This window comes from Pseudomonas sp. FW306-02-D09B, from assembly GCF_058782685.1.
Map to the genome: position 1 here is coordinate 595,593 of NZ_JBYSXY010000001.1, position 16,944 is coordinate 612,536.

14 protein-coding genes are annotated in these 16,944 nt (G+C 60.6%); 7 read left to right on the top strand and 7 right to left on the bottom strand.

The window, feature by feature from the left end; all coding sequences use genetic code 11:
• Positions 1 to 319 precede the first annotated feature (319 nt).
• The 6 genes from AC3WK5_RS02820 to AC3WK5_RS02845 form a co-directional block, all read right to left on the bottom strand.
• Positions 320 to 1,732, bottom strand: coding sequence for an amino acid permease (locus tag AC3WK5_RS02820; protein WP_103314588.1), 1,413 nt, complete (start codon positions 1,730 to 1,732; stop codon positions 320 to 322).
• Positions 1,733 to 1,941: 209 nt separating this feature from the next.
• Complete coding sequence (locus tag AC3WK5_RS02825) at positions 1,942 to 4,203, bottom strand: ATP-binding protein (RefSeq protein ID WP_103314586.1); 2,262 nt, start codon at positions 4,201 to 4,203, stop codon at positions 1,942 to 1,944.
• Entirely contained in the window at positions 4,200 to 4,973 is a 774-nt protein-coding gene (locus AC3WK5_RS02830) for a substrate-binding periplasmic protein (RefSeq protein ID WP_103314585.1), read from the bottom strand. The genes AC3WK5_RS02825 and AC3WK5_RS02830 overlap by 4 nt, the downstream gene beginning before the upstream one ends.
• Positions 4,974 to 4,978: 5 nt before the next feature.
• A complete protein-coding gene (locus AC3WK5_RS02835; protein WP_103314583.1) occupies positions 4,979 to 5,695 on the bottom strand; it encodes a response regulator in 717 nt (238 codons plus the stop codon).
• A 93-nt stretch (positions 5,696 to 5,788) separates the two neighbouring features.
• Entirely contained in the window at positions 5,789 to 6,436 is a 648-nt protein-coding gene (locus AC3WK5_RS02840; RefSeq protein WP_103314581.1) for a TetR family transcriptional regulator C-terminal domain-containing protein, read from the bottom strand.
• Between the two features lie 141 nt (positions 6,437 to 6,577).
• A complete protein-coding gene (locus AC3WK5_RS02845) occupies positions 6,578 to 7,627 on the bottom strand; it encodes an ABC transporter substrate-binding protein (RefSeq protein WP_103314579.1) in 1,050 nt (349 codons plus the stop codon).
• 217 nt (positions 7,628 to 7,844) lie between these two features.
• Between AC3WK5_RS02845 and AC3WK5_RS02850 the strand changes: the two genes are divergently transcribed.
• Complete coding sequence (locus AC3WK5_RS02850) at positions 7,845 to 9,806, top strand: oxidoreductase (RefSeq protein ID WP_054597332.1); 1,962 nt, start codon at positions 7,845 to 7,847, stop codon at positions 9,804 to 9,806.
• Positions 9,807 to 9,893: 87 nt separating this feature from the next.
• Positions 9,894 to 10,490: a cupin domain-containing protein gene (locus AC3WK5_RS02855; protein WP_054597331.1), complete on the top strand. Its 597-nt coding sequence runs from the start codon at positions 9,894 to 9,896 to the stop codon at positions 10,488 to 10,490.
• Here the strand turns inward: AC3WK5_RS02855 and AC3WK5_RS02860 are convergent.
• Positions 10,487 to 11,419 carry a helix-turn-helix domain-containing protein gene (locus AC3WK5_RS02860; RefSeq protein WP_103314577.1) on the bottom strand — a complete coding sequence of 311 codons (933 nt, stop codon included), beginning with the start codon at positions 11,417 to 11,419 and terminating at the stop codon, positions 10,487 to 10,489. The genes AC3WK5_RS02855 and AC3WK5_RS02860 overlap by 4 nt on opposite strands.
• A gap of 173 nt (positions 11,420 to 11,592) precedes the next feature.
• Here AC3WK5_RS02860 and AC3WK5_RS02865 point away from each other — a divergent pair, with 173 nt between their 5' ends.
• From AC3WK5_RS02865 to AC3WK5_RS02885, 5 genes are all read left to right on the top strand, one after another.
• Positions 11,593 to 12,951 carry a glutamine synthetase family protein gene (locus AC3WK5_RS02865; protein ID WP_103314576.1) on the top strand — a complete coding sequence of 453 codons (1,359 nt, stop codon included), beginning with the start codon at positions 11,593 to 11,595 and terminating at the stop codon, positions 12,949 to 12,951.
• Positions 12,952 to 13,099: 148 nt separating this feature from the next.
• Positions 13,100 to 14,188 (top strand): polyamine ABC transporter substrate-binding protein, encoded by a 1,089-nt coding sequence (locus tag AC3WK5_RS02870; RefSeq protein WP_103314575.1) that lies wholly within the window; start codon positions 13,100 to 13,102, stop codon positions 14,186 to 14,188.
• On the top strand, positions 14,185 to 15,495 hold the full coding sequence (locus AC3WK5_RS02875; RefSeq protein ID WP_103314574.1) for an NAD(P)/FAD-dependent oxidoreductase: 1,311 nt from the start codon (positions 14,185 to 14,187) through the stop codon (positions 15,493 to 15,495). The genes AC3WK5_RS02870 and AC3WK5_RS02875 overlap by 4 nt, the downstream gene beginning before the upstream one ends.
• A 36-nt stretch (positions 15,496 to 15,531) precedes the next feature.
• The gene (locus AC3WK5_RS02880) at positions 15,532 to 16,029 is read left to right on the top strand and encodes a GNAT family N-acetyltransferase (protein WP_103314573.1); all 498 of its coding nucleotides are present in this window, start codon (positions 15,532 to 15,534) and stop codon (positions 16,027 to 16,029) included.
• Between the two features lie 108 nt (positions 16,030 to 16,137).
• Complete coding sequence (locus AC3WK5_RS02885) at positions 16,138 to 16,935, top strand: DJ-1/PfpI family protein (RefSeq protein WP_103314572.1); 798 nt, start codon at positions 16,138 to 16,140, stop codon at positions 16,933 to 16,935.
• Positions 16,936 to 16,944 lie beyond the last annotated feature (9 nt).

Here is a 16,944-nt window from a genome sequence, read left to right on the forward strand (position 1 = left end):
GATGCGACTTGAGGCCATACTAAACGACTGTTCAGCAAGACGGCAATCTGCGATGGGATTGGCTGTAACAGCCTAAAATCGTCTTCATCACTTTGTATTTAAAGGGTTTCTTTATGCGGGGGGATCTGGAGGAGATTGCGCTGTTACAACTTTGAACAACTGGATACAGGGTATAAGCGTGCATCGACTACCCGCCGAAAAACCATTGTGGGAGCGGGCTTGCTCGCGAAAGCGGAGTGTCAGTCACCATTAATGTTGACTGACAGGACCTCTTCGCGAGCAAGCCCGCTCCCACAGGGAATGTGCTTAATTAAAGGAATCAAACGGTCGGCAGGCTCGGTGCCAACACCGCCTGGCGTTTGCGCTGAATCAGGAAATACGCGCCGTAGCACAGCGCCATGAACCCAAAGCCCCAATACAGCGAAGGACGCTGGGTCTCATCCATGGCCAGGAACACAAACAGCGAGCAGCACAAGGCGATGCACAGGATTGGCAGCAGCGGGAACCACGGCGCACGGTATTTCAGGTCGCTGAGCTTGCCGCCATCGCGGATATAAGCGCGGCGGAACTTGTACTGCGCCAGTGCGATAACGATCCAGGTCACGGTGCCGGACATCCCACTCACCGCCATCAGCACCATGAACAGTGTGTCGGCAGCGATGAAGCTGGTCATCAGCGACACCAGCGCGAAGCACAAGGTGATACTCAGCGCCCGCAATGGCACGCCGCGTTTGCTCAACGGCGACAGGCTCTTCGGCGCCATGCCGGTCTTCGACATGGCCCATAGAATCCGCGTCGAAGCGTACAGGCCGGAGTTACCAACCGACAGAATTGCCGTGAGGATCACGAAGTTCATCAAGTCGGCAGCGTAAGGAATACCAACCATGTCGAACACCTGCACGAACGGGCTCTCCATCAACCCAGCCTGCTGCCATGGCACGATGGCTGACAGCACTACGATCGCCAGCACGTAGAAAATCAGCACGCGGAACACCACGTTGCGCACGGCGCGCGGGATGCTTTTTTCCGGCTGATCGGTTTCGCCGGCAGCCACGCCCATGATTTCGCAACCCTGGAACGCGTAGACCACAGTCATCATCACCGCGAACACTGCGGGCAAGCCGTTGGGGAACAACGAGTCGCCGATCAGGTTGCTCATCATCGGTGCCGGCGCGCCGCTGGTCAGCGGGATCGCGCCGAAGATCACCAGGACGCCGACTACGATGAAACCGAGAATCGCCGCAACCTTGATCCCGGAGAACCAGTATTCCGCTTCACCGAAAGCACGGGTCGCCAAAGCGTTCAGGCCGAACAGCACGACCACGAACAGTGCCGACCAGTACCAGATCGGCACTGTCGGGAACCAGCGCACCATCAACATCCCGGCTGCGGTGAACTCCAGGCCGACAGTGGACGCCCAGCTCATCCAGTACACCCAGCCGATCATGAACCCGGTGGCCGGGCCGATGAACTTGGTGGCATGGGTCTGGAACGAACCGGACACCGGCATCTGTACCGACAATTCACCGAGGCAGACCATCACCAGGTACATCAGGAAGCCGGCGATCAGGTAGGCCAGAATAGCTCCCACCGGACCGCCCTGATTAATGGTCACGCCAGAGCCCATGAACAGCCCGGTGCCGATCACGCCGCCCAGCGAGAGCATGAATATGTGCCGGCTTTTCAGGGCGCGGGTCAGGTGTATGCCTTTACGTTCGATAGTTTCGCTCATGTCGGCACCTCAGTAGTCGGCGAGGTGCGCGGCGGATGACAGGACGTCATGGCGCTGGGAAGGATCAGCTTTACGGCAGTTCATTATTATTATCTCCAATAAGCTTCGAAGACCGCGCTGACGGCGGTTGTGTCGATTATTGGAAACCCGTGTAAGTTTGCGTTGAACGTAAAGATCAAAGATGTAAAAAGTCGTAACGATCTTGTATGTCAGGCGTTCAACAGCTCGGCCAGCGTCTGTTGCGAATGCTGCAATTGCTCATGCACCTGCGGCGCCAACGCCCGCAACGCTGACTCATCGTTGACCAGCGCCGCCCCTTCCAACAAGCGCAGCACATTGGCCAGTGCGCGAAAGCCCAATGAGTCGCTACTGCCAGCCAAGCGATGCGCCAGGTGGGCGACTTCGGTGCAATCGTCGGCCTCGATGGCCTCCGTTAACGCCTCTTGATGCTGAGTGATCGAATGGCGTAACACCGCGAGCAAGCCCTGAACCTTCTGCTCACCGAGCAAGGTCCGGTGAGTCTGTAACAGTGGCCAATCCATTGCCTCGTCATTGGGTTGCGGCTCGGGAGTTGGCGACTGCCCGGCCAGCGCCTGCCGCAGGTTTTCGAGCTTCAAGGGTTTGGCGAGAATGCCGTCCATGCCGGCATCCAGATAGCCGCGCACCAGGGCTGGTTGCACACTGGCAGTCAGGGCGAAAATCCGGCTGTGGCGGTTCGGACCGGCGCTGCTGCGGATCAGTTTGCACAACTCGACGCCGCTGATACCCGGAAGGTGTACGTCGAGCAGGATCAAATCGAAGGTCTGGCTCGCGCATTGCGTCAGTGCTTGCTCGGCCTCTTCGGCGAGCCAGACCTGGTGCCCGTCGCGTTGCAGCAAACCGCTGACCACTTCGCGGTTCAGCGCCACGTCCTCGACCACCAGAACGTTCAGCACGTGACCCGCTGCGCTGCTCGACACCACATTGCTCATGCCAGTGGCCGGTTGCAACGTCAGCTCGAACCAGAAACAGCTACCCTGCCCTATCTCGCTCTGAACACCGATCCGTCCGCCGAGTTGCTCCACCAAATGTTTGCTGATGGCCAGGCCGAGTCCGGTACCGCCAAACCGTTGCGCCACTTCTTCGCTGGCCTGAGTGAAGCGTTCGAAAATCTTTGCCTGCATCGCCGGGGCAATGCCGATGCCGTTGTCGGTCACGCTCAGCCGCAGCCGTTGGCCGGTTTGCCCCGAATCTTGCGCCAGCAACGTCACCTCGACGCTGACCCGCCCGCCTTCGGTGAACTTGATCGCGTTGGCCAGCAGGTTGCTCAACACCTGACGCAAGAACTGCTCGGCGCCGTGCTGCCGGTCGGCGACCTGCGGATCGATCCGGCAGTGCAGTGTCGTGTCGTTGCTCAGCGCGCGCGGTTCCAACAGCGTCAGCACCTCATCGAGCAAGTGCCGGATCGAGAAGTCGACCGGTTCCGGGTGGGTTTCGCCCTCTTCCAACCGGGCGAAATACAGCACTTCGTTGAGAATCGTCAGCAACCCTTCGCCGGCCTTGTACAGCGCATCCAGACGTTTGCCGTCGCGCTCGCCAAGACTTGCACCGCGCAGCAACTCGGCCATGCCGAGGATGCCATTGAGCGGTGTACGCAGTTCGTGGCTCATGGTTGCCAGAAACCGCGACTTGGCGAGGTTGGCCGCCTCGGCTTCGTCCTTGGCACGCATCAGGCTGGCGGTACGGCGCTCGACCATTCTCAGCAGTTCATCGCGGTTATCCTGCAACGCCAGGCGATCGGTTTCGCGCCGCTCAATGTCACTGAGGATCGCCCGGCGCATATCGTCCAGCGCATGGGCCACCGTGTCGATTTCGTCTTCGTTGACGCCACGGCTCTTGTCCAGGTGCAAAGGCTCATGCCAGTCACCGGCGGCAATACGTCGGGCAAACCCGGCCATGACTTGCAGGTGCCGCGTGACCAGACGGTAAAACAGTCCCGACAGGGCCACCGCCAGCCCGCAGAGAAACACGCTCATCCACAACAGACTGGTCAAACCGGTGGCGAACAGCCGCTGATGCACCGCGCCCAAATCAGTGCTGACTTCCAATTGCCCCAGATGCCGCACGGGACCTGCCGGCGGTTGATAGTCCAGTTCAAAGCGCTCGACGCGCAACGGTCCGATCGGGGCCTGGTTGCCTTGCAGCAGATCGAAGTCCGGGCTGGTCAGACGAACCCGAGCCACGTCGGAAAAGTCCACCAGGCCGCGCAGTTGCACATTCAACTGTTCCTGGTTCAGGTCCCAGAGGCTGCGCTCCAGGCTGGCCAGGTAACCGGCGCGAATCAGTTCCATGCGCGAGTCGATGTCACGCATCTCGCGGCGGTACTCGAAATACAGTTGCACGGTGCTTGCCAGTACGGTGAAGCACAGGCTGAACAACAGAATGAACAGCAGCAGGCGCCGCAACAATCCGCCGGGCCGTGCGCGGATCATTGCGCATCTGCCGGCAGGTTGATCATGTCGCGATAGGTGACTTCACTTTCGTTCAGCCAACGGTCGATTTCCCCGGCATCGACCATGCGCTTCAACTGCGCATCGATGTCCGGCATGCGGCTGGCCAGCGGAGAACGGCGTGACACCGCAACCCGCAGATAATCCACGCTCAAGGCGTTAGGCAAGGCCACGATGTCTTGCGCCCCTGGCAGGTTTTCGACGTACAACTGCCCGGTGCGCCGTTCCGATGTGATGAAGTCGATGCGCCCGCGAATCAGTTTGCCGAAGTTCTGGCTACTGTCGGACACCCATTCGATGTTCTGGTGTTGGCCGACCAAGCGATCGAAATCCACGCCGTAGCTTTCACCGAACAACAGCCCTCCACGGTAATTGGCCAAGTCCTCCAGGCGTTCGAACTTCACCGGATGCTGACGATTGGTGAACAGCGCGACCTCTTCGCGCAACACCGGCACCGTCGAAAAAACCATGCTCTGCTCGCGTTGCACAGTGCTGTAGGCCAGCACCACGTCGACCCGGCCCTCGGCAGCGTCCAGCAGGCAGCGTTTCCAGTTGCCCAGCACGACGATCTCGACCTCGTAGCCCAGTTGCCCGAAAAGGTTTTTCACCACGCTGGGGGCCAGGCCGCGGACCTGTTTGCCGTCGCTCCAGGAGATTGGCGGGTACACCGGATAATCGCAGTAGCGAACCTTTTCCGCCGCTATCGCGCTGTTGGCCACCATTGCCAACATCAGCCAAAACAGCCGCAACATATGGCTCAGGCCGCGACGCTGGCGGTGAACAGGTAACCGGCGCCGTGGATGGTGATGATCAATTGCGGCTCGGCCGGATCGTCGTTCAACTTGCGCCGCAAGCGCCCGACCAGCACATCGATGGAACGATCGTTAGGCACCCACTCGCGGTTGCGGATCTGGTCCATCAATTGGTCACGGCTCAAGGTGTGGCCGCTGTTGCGCAGGAACACGCTGAGCAACTGGTACTCGCCATGGGTCAGCATAGTTTCGCTGCCGGCGTGGTCGATCAGTCGTCGGCGGTCGGTGTCCAGCGCCCAGGCGGCGAACTGCTTTACCGGCCGAGGGATCGCTGCAATCGGTTGCGGCGTCTGGGCATGACGAACCCGGCGCACCAGGTTTTTTGCCCGGGACACCAGTTCACGTGGATTAAGGGGTTTGATCACATAGTCATCGGCGCCGCATTCAAGGCCGACGATACGGTCGATTTCATCGTTGCGCCCGGTGATCAGAATGATCCCGACTTCCGAACGGACCCGCAGCTCCCGGGTCAGGGTCAGGCCGTCCTTGCCCGGCAAGCGAATATCGAGCATCACCAGATCGACCGTCTGGCTCGCCAGAAAGGTTTCGGCGAGTTCCGCCGTGGCGGCGCAATGCACCTCATAACCTTCCTGGGACAGGTAGGCGTGCAGCAGTTCGCGAATCAGCGGATCGTCATCGACGATCAGTACCCGAGGAGCCATCGCTTGGAGTCCTGCGTATGCCCGAAGGCGTGTTTCTTATTAGAGTTTTTTTCCTGCACCGGCGCCAGAGAGTATCCATTGCTGAACAGGCGATCAACAGTCAGTCGTCTGCAAGCAAAAACGCTGGCGCCCACCGGCCTGTAAACCGTCGACCCAGGCTTCGCAAATCTGCATGCCCTGCTCCGGGGTAAAGGTCCCCGGGTTGAGTCCCGACTCCAGCCACAAGCCGTCGAGCAAGGCACTGAGGCTGATGGCCGCAAGATCGGCGTCGAAGTGTTCCCAGCCCTCCTCCTGCGCCAACTCCATCAGCACCTTGCGCAGTACGCCGCGGTACTCGCCATAGGATTGATCGTGCGCCTGGTTGATTGCCTCTGCGGTCTTGACCGCGCCCCAGAACGCCAGCCAGGCGTCCAGCAGTTGCGGGTCCAATATCTCGGCGGAAAACGAGCCGCGGAAGAACGCCGACAAACGCTCGCGGGCATTCGGTGCAGCCTGTTCCATGGCCTCGCGCAGCAGGCTCATGACTCGTCCGGTGATCGACATGTAGGCTTCGGCCACCAGTTCGTCCTTGCCCGAATAGTGATGGCTGATCAGCCCGACCGAAACCCCGGCCTCGGCGGAAATCTTGCGGATTGATGCGCCCTGGAAGCCATGCCGCTTGAGGCACACCAGCGTCGCCTCGATCAGATTGGCCTTGCGCAACTCCGGCTCCATGCGGGAAAAACGGGCTTCCTGACTCATGCGCGACATTCTCCTGGATCAATCGTTGGGGCCACGGTCGGGAAGACCGCGAGCTAAACGACTGTACAGCAAGAGCGACAAAAGTCTCCAGCGTCAGATCCCGGGTTTTCCCGCACGGCTCGGTTAGTCACCCCGTTGCAATTACTTGCTGGCCCAGGCGTTGAAGCGCTCTTCAAGTTCCTCGCCGTGATCGACCCAGAACGCCACGTTCATCGACAGCGCGCCCGCAAGATTCTGCGGTGCGGTGGGCACCCATTGCGCGAGTTTGCTGTCCAGTCGCGCTGCGGCCTGGGTATTGGTCGGACCGTAGGGAATCTGCTCGACGTACTTGACCTGGGCATCCGGCTGATTGGCGAAGGCGATAAAACGCTTGGCCTGATCGACGTGTCTGGAGCCCTTTATGATCGCCCAGTAGTCCATGCCGTACAGGCTCCCCGGCCAGACCAGCCCGAGGTGACTACCGTTTTGTGCGGCAGCAGCCACGCGCCCGCTGTAGGTCGAGGTCATCACCACATCGCCGGCGGTCAACCATTGCGCCGGTTGCGCGCCGGCTTCCCACCACTGGATATGCGGCTTGAGTTCAGTGAGCTTGGCGAACGCCCGGTCGACGCCTTGCGGGGTGCTCAGCACCTTGTACACGTCCTCGACTTTCACCCCGTCCGCCAGCAAGGCGAACTCCAGGTTGTACACCGCACGTTTGCGCAGCCCGCGTTTGCCGGGAAATTTCTGCACATCCCAGAAGTCGGCCCATGAGGTCGGGGCCTGCGCCAGCTTCTGGGTGTCGTAGGCAATCGCCACGCTCCACACCAGCGCCGCGGAACCGCATTCCTGCGCAGCCTCGGGGATCAACTGCTCGGCGTGTCCCAGCGTCTTCCAGTCCAGGCGTTCGTACATGCCTTCGTCGCAGCCGCGCATCAGGTCCGGGCCTTCGATCTGCACCACGTCCCAATCGACGTTACCGGTGTCGACCATCACTTTGATCCGGGCCATTTCGCCGTTGTATTCGCTCTGGATCAGCGTGCTCCGATCCGCCGTGCTGAAGGGTTGGAAGAACGCCACATCCTGGGCTTTTTGTCCGGCTCCGCCGTAACCTACCACCACCATCTCCGGTGCTGCCTGAGCGTTGCCAAGGCCAATGGCCAGGGTCAACAACAAGGGATAAAAACCGTGCTTGAGCGTGTTCGATTTCATCAGTGGTTCCTCGTGCAGGTGTCACTCAGGCAATGCCGGCATGACCCATTTTTTATTGTGGTGAGGTTCGCCCCAGGAGTGGGCGCCAAAACAAGCTACTGCAAGCATTAGTAAAAAAACAAGTTGATTTTTTACTGGCGGTAAATTTCTATAGGGCAATAATAACAACGCCGAAAACCCGGCCTTTCGGCTTCAGCCCGCCTGGAGTACCCGTACCATGCCGACCTCGACCCCAGCCTTTGCGCATCTGTTCGAACCCTTGCAGATTCGTGGCAAACGCCTGAAAAACCGCATCATGTCCAGCGGGCATGACACCTCGATGCCCACCGACAACCTGGTCAACGAACAACTGATCGCCTATCACAAGGCGCGCGCCGAAGGCGGTGTCGGGTTGATCGTGTTGCAAGTGGCCGGTGTGCATGACAGTGCGCGCTACACCTCGCATGTGCTGATGGCGACCGACGACGCCTGTATCGAGGGCTACCGGAAACTTGCGCAAAGCTGCCACGCCCACGGCACCGTGGTGCTCTCGCAGATCTTCCATCCGGGACGCGAGATCATGGAGTCCAGCGATGGCCTGCTGGCGGTTGCCTATTCGCCTTCGGCAGTACCCAACGAGCGTTTTCGGGTGATGCCGCGCGCGCTTGATCAGGCGATGATCGACGAGATCGTCGCCGGTTATGGTGCCGCTGCCAGGCGCCTGTATCAGGCCGGGCTGGACGGTGTCGAAGTGGTCGCCAGCCATGGTTACCTGCCGGCGCAATTCATCAACCCACGGGTCAACCGCCGCACCGACGACTACAACGGTGACCTGCAACAGCGCCTGCGCTTTTTGCGCGAAGTGATCGCCGCCGTGCGCGCCAACACCGACGAGCAGTTCATCATCGGCTTGCGCATTTCCGCCGATGAGCGCGACCCGGAGGGGCTCACTGAAGACGAGTCGTTGCAAGCCGTCCAATCGCTGCAAGCGCAGCTGGATTACGTGCACATCGTCGCCGGCACCTCGGCGTCGTTGGGTGGCGCGGTGCATATCGTGCCGCCGATGGCGATCGAAGCCGCCTACCTGGCCAAGGAAGCCGGAACCTTCAAGGCCAGCCTGAGCATTCCGTTGTTTGTCACCGGGCGCATTAACCAGCCACAGGAAGCCGAACTGATTCTGGCGCGTGGCCAGGCCGATGTGTGCGGCATGACCCGTGCGCTGATTTGCGACCCACAAATGCCCAACAAGACCGACGCCGGGCGCGCCGAAGATGTGCGGGCCTGCATCGCCTGCAATCAGGCATGTATCGGGCATTTCCACAAAGGTCTGCCGATTTCCTGTATCCAGCACCCGGAAACCGGTCGCGAGTTGCTGTTCGGCCAGCGGCAAGCGACCACTCAGCGCAAACGCATCATGATTGCCGGCGGTGGTCCGGCCGGAATGAAAGCCGCGGCGGTGGCTGCACAACGCGGGCATGAGGTGACGCTCTACGAGGCCAGTTCGCAACTCGGTGGGCAAGTGCTGCTGGCGCAACTGTTGCCACGGCGCAGCGAGTTCGGCGGTGCCAGCACCAACCTCCAGCGCGAGATGGAACTGGCCGGCGTGCGCGTGGTGCGCAATACCCGCGTTGACCGGGCGTTGGTTGCGCGCGAACGGCCGGACATGGTGATCGTCGCCACCGGCGCCGAGCCCTACTGGCCGGCGTTCGAACGTGGCGGTGAGTTGCAGGTGGTGGACGCCTGGCAGGTGCTGCGCGATGAGGTGCAGATTGGCCGTTCAGTGGTGGTGGTCGACTGGCGCTGCGACTGGATCGGCCCCGGCATTGCCGAACGCCTGGTGCGCGCCGGGCATCAGGTGCAACTGGCGGTCAACGGCACTCATTGCGGGGAAAACCTGCCGCTGTACGTGCGCGATCAACTGGCCGGCGAACTGCATAAGCTGGGCATCCCGATCACGCCTTATGCGCGGCTTTACGGTTGCGACGACAACACCGTCTACTTGCAACACACCGCCAGTGGCGAACCGATGCTCTTCGAAAACGTCGATACGCTGGTGCTGTGTCAGGGCCATCAGCCGGTGGACACCTTGGGTCTCGAGCTGCAAGGTCTGGTGGAGTTTCGGCGGATCGGCGACTGTCTGGCCCCGCGCACCGCGGAAGAAGCGATTTATGAAGGCTTGAAAGTCGCCTGGGAGCTTTGAGGCTGTTTATACTCCGGGTCCGTAAACCTGTGGGAGCGTGCTTGCTCCCACAGCGATTGCGCTCATCAGCCCGGTTCGGAACTCACCATGAGCAACAACAGCACGACACAGCCCGCAACCGGCAGCGCCGAACCGCATTTTCTCGGCACGCGGATTCGCGGCCTGCGCAAACGTCGGGGCATGACCCTGGCGGAGCTGGCGCACATGAGTGAGTTGACGGCAGGCTACATCAGCCAGCTCGAACGCAACCTCGCCTACCCGTCGATTCCCGCGCTGTTCAACATCGCCCGAAGCCTGGGCGTGACCATCCAGTGGTTCTTCGCCAGCGAAGCCAACACCGCGCCCGAAGACCACGGTTACGTGGTGCGCAAGAACAGCCGCATGAGCGTGCATTACGAAGACGGCATCGTCGACCAACTGCTGACCCCGCAACCCAACCGTCAGCTGGAAATGCTCCACTCACGCTTCCCGCCAGGCACCTACAGCCAGCACAGCTACAGCCACGAAGGCGAAGAAGCCGGTTATCTGCTGTCGGGCACTTTCGAGTTGTGGGTCGCAGAACGTCATTTCCAGCTCAACGAAGGCGACAGCTTCAGTTTTTCCAGCCAGGAACCCCACCGTTATGGCAACCCCGGCGACGTCGATGCAGTGGTGATATGGGTGATTACCCCGCCGACATTTTAACGGCGCAGGCGCGCATTCGGCTGAGTGGCGCAAGCGCGCTTCAAGGTGTCACTCGGTAATTCCTTGAACAGCGCCCGGTAGCTGCTGGAAAACCGCCCAAGGTGCCAGAACGACCAGTTCATCGCCACTTCGGCCACCGTGGTGTCGGTCGCGGTGCGGCTGAGCAATTCGCGACGGGCGCTGTTGAGCCGGCGCAGGCGCAGCCATTGCGTCGGCGCCATGCCGGTGTAGGTCTTGAATGCGTGTTGCAGCTGGCGCAGCGAGACTTCGGCGACCTGGGAAAGCTCCAGCAAATTGAGGTTCTCTTCCGGCGTATCCGCCGCCCATTCACCGATCCGTTTCATGATCGCTCGCTCCCCTGTCCGGCGCTGCAACGCGCCCTGGTCCAGGCACACGCAGGCGTTGTCGAGAATAAACAGGCAGTCGTCCAGCAGCTGTTGAGTCAGCGCGTCCTTGCTTGGCGGATCGATGGTGTGCGACAGCCGGGTCAGGGTGCCGCTCAGCCAGCGGCTGAACAATGCGTTCTGCTGCGAGTTGAGCGGCGCCATGAACAGGCCTTCCAGCCGCTCTACATTCAATCCATTGCGCTGAACGAATTCCGGGCCGAACACCACGGCCACTTCCTGATAGTTCTCTGGCGTGATCCAGATGTTGCGACTTTCGCCGTTCAGCACATACAGCGCGTTGTCACTGCGATCGAAACAGAACGCCAGCGAGCCCGGCGGCGCGCTGAAATTCTGCTCGACGCGGGTGTTCATGCACTCCTCGTAAATCTCCACGCCTTGCAGGTCCAGATAACGCACCAGGCCTGCGAAATGCCCGGGCGACATCTGCTGATAGTGCTGCACCCACCCAGGCGTCGCGCGGATCTGTTCGGCGACATCAGCGGTGTTGAAAGCCTGCACGTGCAAGGGGTTTGACTCTGTCATGGAATGACCTGTGCGCACTTTTTTGGTGCGTTTTGGTTCTGCTTAAAGTGGATAGATGGAACGAAACGCGTCGACCAAGATAGTCGTCAACGCGCTACAGGGAAAGTCTCTCGCCACTTGTACGAGATGCAGAGACCGACTCTGGCGCTGATAAAACCAACAACGAGGTCTTTATGAATGCCCCTTTCGATCAGCTGTCCTCATGGCTGAAAGAACACAAGATTACCGAAGTCGAATGCGTGGTCAGTGACCTGACCGGTATCGCTCGCGGCAAGATAGCGCCCACCAACAAGTTCCTGCATGAGCGAGGCATGCGCCTGCCGGAAAGTGTGCTGTTGCAAACGGTAACCGGGGACTTTGTCGACGACGACATTTACTACGACCTGCTCGACCCTGCCGATATCGACATGGTTTGTCGGCCGGATTCTTCAGCGATTTACGTGGTGCCGTGGGCCATCGAGCCGACCGCCATCGTGATTCACGACACTTTCGACAAGCTCGGCAATCCGATCGAACTGTCGCCGCGCAACGTTTTGAAGAAAGTCCTCAAGCTCTATGCCGACAAGGGCTGGCAGCCGATCGTGGCGCCGGAAATGGAGTTCTACCTGACCCAGCGCTGCGAAGATCCGGACTTGCCGCTCAAGGCGCCATTGGGTCGTTCGGGCCGCGCCGAAAGCGGTCGCCAATCGTTTTCCATCGATGCGGCCAACGAATTCGATCCGCTGTTCGAAGACGTCTACGACTGGTGCGAACTGCAAGGTCTGGACCTCGACACGCTGATCCACGAAGACGGCCCGGCGCAGATGGAAATCAACTTCCGTCACGGCGATGCGCTGGATCTGGCCGACCAGATCACTGTGTTCAAGCGCACCCTGCGCGAAGCGGCGCTCAAGCATAACGTCACCGCGACCTTTATGGCCAAGCCGATCGGCGACGAACCGGGCAGCGCCATGCACCTGCACCAGAGCGTGGTCGACATCGCCACCGGCAAGCCGATCTTCGCCACAGACGACGGGCAGATGAGCGAGCTGTTCCTGCACCACATCGGCGGCCTGCAAAAGTACATTCCGAAACTGCTGCCAATGTTCGCACCCAACGTCAACTCGTTCCGCCGCTTCCTGCCGGACACCTCGGCACCGGTGAACGTCGAGTGGGGTGAAGAAAACCGCACCGTGGGGTTGCGCGTACCGACTTCCGGTCCCGAGGCCATGCGCGTGGAAAACCGTTTACCGGGCGCCGATGCCAACCCGTACCTGGCCATCGCTGCCAGCCTGTTGTGCGGATACCTCGGCATGATCGAGCGCATCGAACCGAGCGCCCCGGTGCAGGGCCGCGCCTATGAGCGACGCAACCTGCGCCTGCCGATCACCATCGAGGATGCACTGGCGCACATGGAAGACTGCCCGACCATCGAGCGTTACCTGGGGGCCAAGTTCGTCCGCGGCTACGTCGCGGTCAAGCGCGCCGAGCACGAAAACTTCAAACGGGTGATCAGTTCCTGGGAGCGCGAGTTCCTGTTGCTGAGTGTTTAACCCGCAGCGCTGATCGGTCCCGCCCACAGGCCAATGTCACTCAGTCAGGGCATGAAACCTGTGGGAGCGGGCTGTGCCTGGCATTGGCCCGGAGGGCGGAACTAACAAATCCAGAACATCGAAAACAATCATTCAAAGGGGTGTCGAAATGCGTCTATTGAAATCAGTTGTTCCCGCAGCGCTCGCGCTGTTCTGCAGCCTCGGCGTGCAAGCGCAGCCGAGCGTCAGTGTGTACAACTGGACCGACTATATCGGTACGACCACCCTCGCCGACTTCCAGGCGAAAACCGGTATCAAGGTCATCTACGACGTATTCGACTCCAATGAAACCCTGGAAGGCAAACTGCTCGCCGGGCGTACCGGGTATGACGTGGTGGTGCCTTCCAACCATTTCCTGGCGCGTCAGGTCAAAGCCGGCGCGTTCCTCAAACTGGACCGCTCGCAGCTGCCGAACTGGAAAAACCTCGACCCTAAATTGCTGGCACTGCTGGAGAAGAACGACCCAGGTAACGCGCATTCGGTACCGTACCTGTGGGGCACCAACGGCATCGGCTACAACGTCGACAAGGTCAAAAAAGTGCTGGGTGTCGATCACATCGACTCCTGGGCCGTGCTGTTTGAACCGGAAAACCTGAAAAAGCTCAGCCAGTGTGGCGTGTCGATGATGGATTCGCCCGACGAAGTATTCCCGGCGGTGCTCAACTACATGGGTATGGACCCACTCAGCTCGAATGTCGAAGACTACAAGAAAGCCGAAGCCAAGCTGCTGACCATCCGCCCATACATCACCTACTTCCACTCCTCCAAGTACGTGTCGGACTTGGCCAACGGCGATATCTGCATCGCCTTCGGCTACTCGGGGGACGTGTTCCAGGCGGCAAACCGCGCCAAGGAAGCGAAGAACGGCGTGAACATCGCCTACGCGATTCCCAAGGAAGGCGGCAACCTGTGGTTCGACTTGCTGGCCGTGCCCGCCGACGCCGGTAACGCCAAACAAGCCCACGAATTCATCAACTACCTGCTCGAGCCGGAAGTGATCGCCAAGGTCAGCGCCACCGTCGGTTACGCCAACCCCAACCCTGCGGCCAAGCAGTTCATGGACGCGGAACTGGTGAACAATCCAGAGGTTTACCCCTCCCAGGCGGTGCTGGACAAGCTGTACATCTCGACCACACCGACAGCGGAAATCATGCGCGTGATGACCCGCTCCTGGAGCAAAGTGAAGTCCAACAAATGAATCAGATCGCTATAAACCTGTCGGCGGAACACGCCCGCTCCTATTACAACGCCTCGGCCAATGCGATGGTGCAACACCCGACGCTGACGTCGGATCTGCAAGCCGACGTCTGCGTGATTGGCGGCGGCTTTACCGGCGTCAACACCGCGATTGAGCTGGCCCAGCGCGGACTCTCGGTGATTCTGCTGGAGGGGCGGCGGATCGGCTGGGGTGCCAGCGGCCGCAATGGCGGGCAGTTGATCCGCGGCATTGGCCACGACGTTTCGGGTTTTGCCCGTTATGTCGGCCAGGAAGGCGTGCGCTATCTGGAGCGCGCTGGCATCGAATCGGTCGAGGTGGTGGGCAATCGCATCCGCGAGCATGGCATCGACTGCGACCTGCGCTGGGGCTTCTGCGAACTGGCCAATACACCCGCGCAGTTTGCCGCGTTTCAGCTGGAGCAAGAAACCCTCAGCACCCAGGGTTATGCCCATGCAACCCGGCTCGTCAGGCCCGAGGACATGCGCCAGGTGGTGAACTCCGGTGTGTACGCAGGCGGACTGGTGGACATGGGCTCCGGCCATCTGCACCCGCTCAACCTGGTGCTCGGCGAGGCTCGGGTCGCCGAGTCGCTGGGGGTGCGGGTTTTCGAGCAAAGCCCGGCGCTGGAGATCATCCATGGCAGCACCGTGCAGGTTCGCTGCGCAGGCGGCACGGTGCGCGCCGGGAGTCTGGTGCTGGGCTGCAACGCGCACCTGGAGGATCTGGAACCACGGCTCAGCGGCAAGGTGCTGCCGGCGGGCAGTTACATCATCGCGACCGAGCCATTGTCAGCGCAGGCTGCCGCCGAATTGATCCCGCAGAACCTGGCGCTGTGCGACCAGAAAGTCGGACTCGACTATTACCGATTATCAGCAGACCGGCGCCTGCTGTTCGGCGGCGCCTGCCATTATTCCGGGCGCGATCCAGCGGACATCGCCGCCTACATGCGCCCGAAAATGCTCAAGGTGTTCCCGCAGCTGACCGATGTGCGCATCGACTATCAATGGGGCGGCAGGATCGGCATCACCGCCAATCGTTTCCCCCAGGTCGGGCGGTTGTCGCAGTACCCGAACGTGTTTTATGCCCAAGGCTATTCCGGTCATGGCCTCAACGTCACACACTGGACCGCGCGATTGCTGGCCGAAGCGATTCATGCCGGACACAGCCACGGCCTGGACGTCTTCAGCGCAGTGCCGCACATGACCTTTCCGGGTGGCCGTGCATTGCGTACACCGCTGCTGGCACTGGGCATGTTGTGGCATCGTTTGCGTGAGGTGCTAGGTTAATCGCCATCGTCATCGAATCGTCTGGAGCTTCGGGCAATGGCCGCGATCGAACTGCACCGCGCACAACGGGATGAACTGGACTGCATCGAAAACCTGATGCAGTTCTATCTGTATGACTTCAGCGAGTGGCTGCCGCTGAAGATTGGCGCCCATGGATTCTTCCCCCTTCAGCCCATGCTGGACTACTGGCGAAAGCCTGCGACGCAAGCGTTCCTGATCAAGGTTGACGGAGATATCGCCGGGTTCGTGACGGTTGACGATGCAGTTCGTTTCGACGACGTGCAGTACAACATCGGTTATCTCTTCGTCAGCCGCCGCTATCGCGGGCGCGGCGTCGGCAGGTTTGTGGTGTCTGCCCTGCTCCAGCAGCTTCCCGGTCAGTGGCAGATTTTTCATATCGACGCCAATCAGCCGGCGCAGGCGTTCTGGTCAAAAATCATCCCCGAGCTGACCCAGGGTCAGTTCACTCTTCATCAGCTTCCCGTCGACGGCTACCCGTGCACGCTGTTCAAGTTTCGGTTCACTGAGGCTTGAGCCGCTGACTGCATCAAATCGGCAGGCAACGGCTGGCGAAGTCCAGTCCCTGCGTCCAGACTCAGAGCAATAGACGATCCCCAGCGCTGACGACTCGAGGCTTTGAGCATGCTGCTTTTCCTGTTACCTCAGGCTGACTACGACCCCACTGAAAGCAGCGTGCCTTGGCAGGCGTTGCATGACGCCGGAATCGAGGTGTGCTTTGCGACACCAAAAGGCTTGCCGGCCTACGCCGACGCACGACTGGTGGACATCGGTTTCGGGCCACTGAACTCGCTGCTGATGACCCGCAAGGAAGATCTTCAGTGTTACGCGGCCATGACCGCCGACGAAGGTTTCAAATCACCCATGGCCTACGCCGAAGTAGACCCCGAGCAGTACGAGGGGCTGGTGATCCCGGGCGGCCACGCCAAGGGCATGTGCAGTTTGCTCGAATCCGAAGACGCCCGGCGGATTGTCCGGCACTTCTTTGATGCACAGAAACCGGTCGCGGCGGTCTGCCATGGCGTATTGCTGCTGGCCCGCACGCGGGATACCGATAACGTCCTTTCGGTGCTGCACGGGCGCAAGGTGACCGCGCTGCTGGCCAACACTATGGAGCTGCCCGCCTGGTGGATCACCGCACCATGGCTCGGCCGCTACTACCGCACCTATTCGCAAACGGTGCAGGCCGAAGTCACCGCGGCATTGGCCAGCGTCCATGACTTCTTGCCGGGGCCAAGATTCTCGCAACGTGATTCGACAGAAAACCCGCAATACGGATTTATCGTGCATGACGGCAACCTGTTGACCGCACGTTGGCCGGGCGACTGCCACCGTTTTGCCGCGGAGCTGGTCAGCATGGTGCACCAGGCACGCAGTGTTCAGAACTCGCGCCGGGCCGACCGGACAGTCGGCATGCATTGACGGCGGCGG

What these genes read in the sequence shown, in the direction of transcription:
- AC3WK5_RS02830 (WP_103314585.1), bottom strand. Translation starts at nt 4,973, where the DNA reads ATGTTGCGGCTGTTTTGGCTGATGTTGGCAATGGTGGCCAACAGCGCG.
- AC3WK5_RS02880 (WP_103314573.1), top strand. Translation starts at nt 15,532, where the DNA reads ATGGCCGCGATCGAACTGCACCGCGCACAACGGGATGAACTGGACTGC.
- AC3WK5_RS02850 (WP_054597332.1), top strand. Translation starts at nt 7,845, where the DNA reads ATGCCGACCTCGACCCCAGCCTTTGCGCATCTGTTCGAACCCTTGCAG.
- AC3WK5_RS02885 (WP_103314572.1), top strand. Translation starts at nt 16,138, where the DNA reads ATGCTGCTTTTCCTGTTACCTCAGGCTGACTACGACCCCACTGAAAGC.
- AC3WK5_RS02845 (WP_103314579.1), bottom strand. Translation starts at nt 7,627, where the DNA reads ATGAAATCGAACACGCTCAAGCACGGTTTTTATCCCTTGTTGTTGACC.
- AC3WK5_RS02825 (WP_103314586.1), bottom strand. Translation starts at nt 4,203, where the DNA reads ATGATCCGCGCACGGCCCGGCGGATTGTTGCGGCGCCTGCTGCTGTTC.
- AC3WK5_RS02870 (WP_103314575.1), top strand. Translation starts at nt 13,100, where the DNA reads ATGCGTCTATTGAAATCAGTTGTTCCCGCAGCGCTCGCGCTGTTCTGC.
- AC3WK5_RS02820 (WP_103314588.1), bottom strand. Translation starts at nt 1,732, where the DNA reads ATGAGCGAAACTATCGAACGTAAAGGCATACACCTGACCCGCGCCCTG.
- AC3WK5_RS02875 (WP_103314574.1), top strand. Translation starts at nt 14,185, where the DNA reads ATGAATCAGATCGCTATAAACCTGTCGGCGGAACACGCCCGCTCCTAT.
- AC3WK5_RS02835 (WP_103314583.1), bottom strand. Translation starts at nt 5,695, where the DNA reads ATGGCTCCTCGGGTACTGATCGTCGATGACGATCCGCTGATTCGCGAA.
- AC3WK5_RS02865 (WP_103314576.1), top strand. Translation starts at nt 11,593, where the DNA reads ATGAATGCCCCTTTCGATCAGCTGTCCTCATGGCTGAAAGAACACAAG.
- AC3WK5_RS02860 (WP_103314577.1), bottom strand. Translation starts at nt 11,419, where the DNA reads ATGACAGAGTCAAACCCCTTGCACGTGCAGGCTTTCAACACCGCTGAT.
- AC3WK5_RS02855 (WP_054597331.1), top strand. Translation starts at nt 9,894, where the DNA reads ATGAGCAACAACAGCACGACACAGCCCGCAACCGGCAGCGCCGAACCG.
- AC3WK5_RS02840 (WP_103314581.1), bottom strand. Translation starts at nt 6,436, where the DNA reads ATGAGTCAGGAAGCCCGTTTTTCCCGCATGGAGCCGGAGTTGCGCAAG.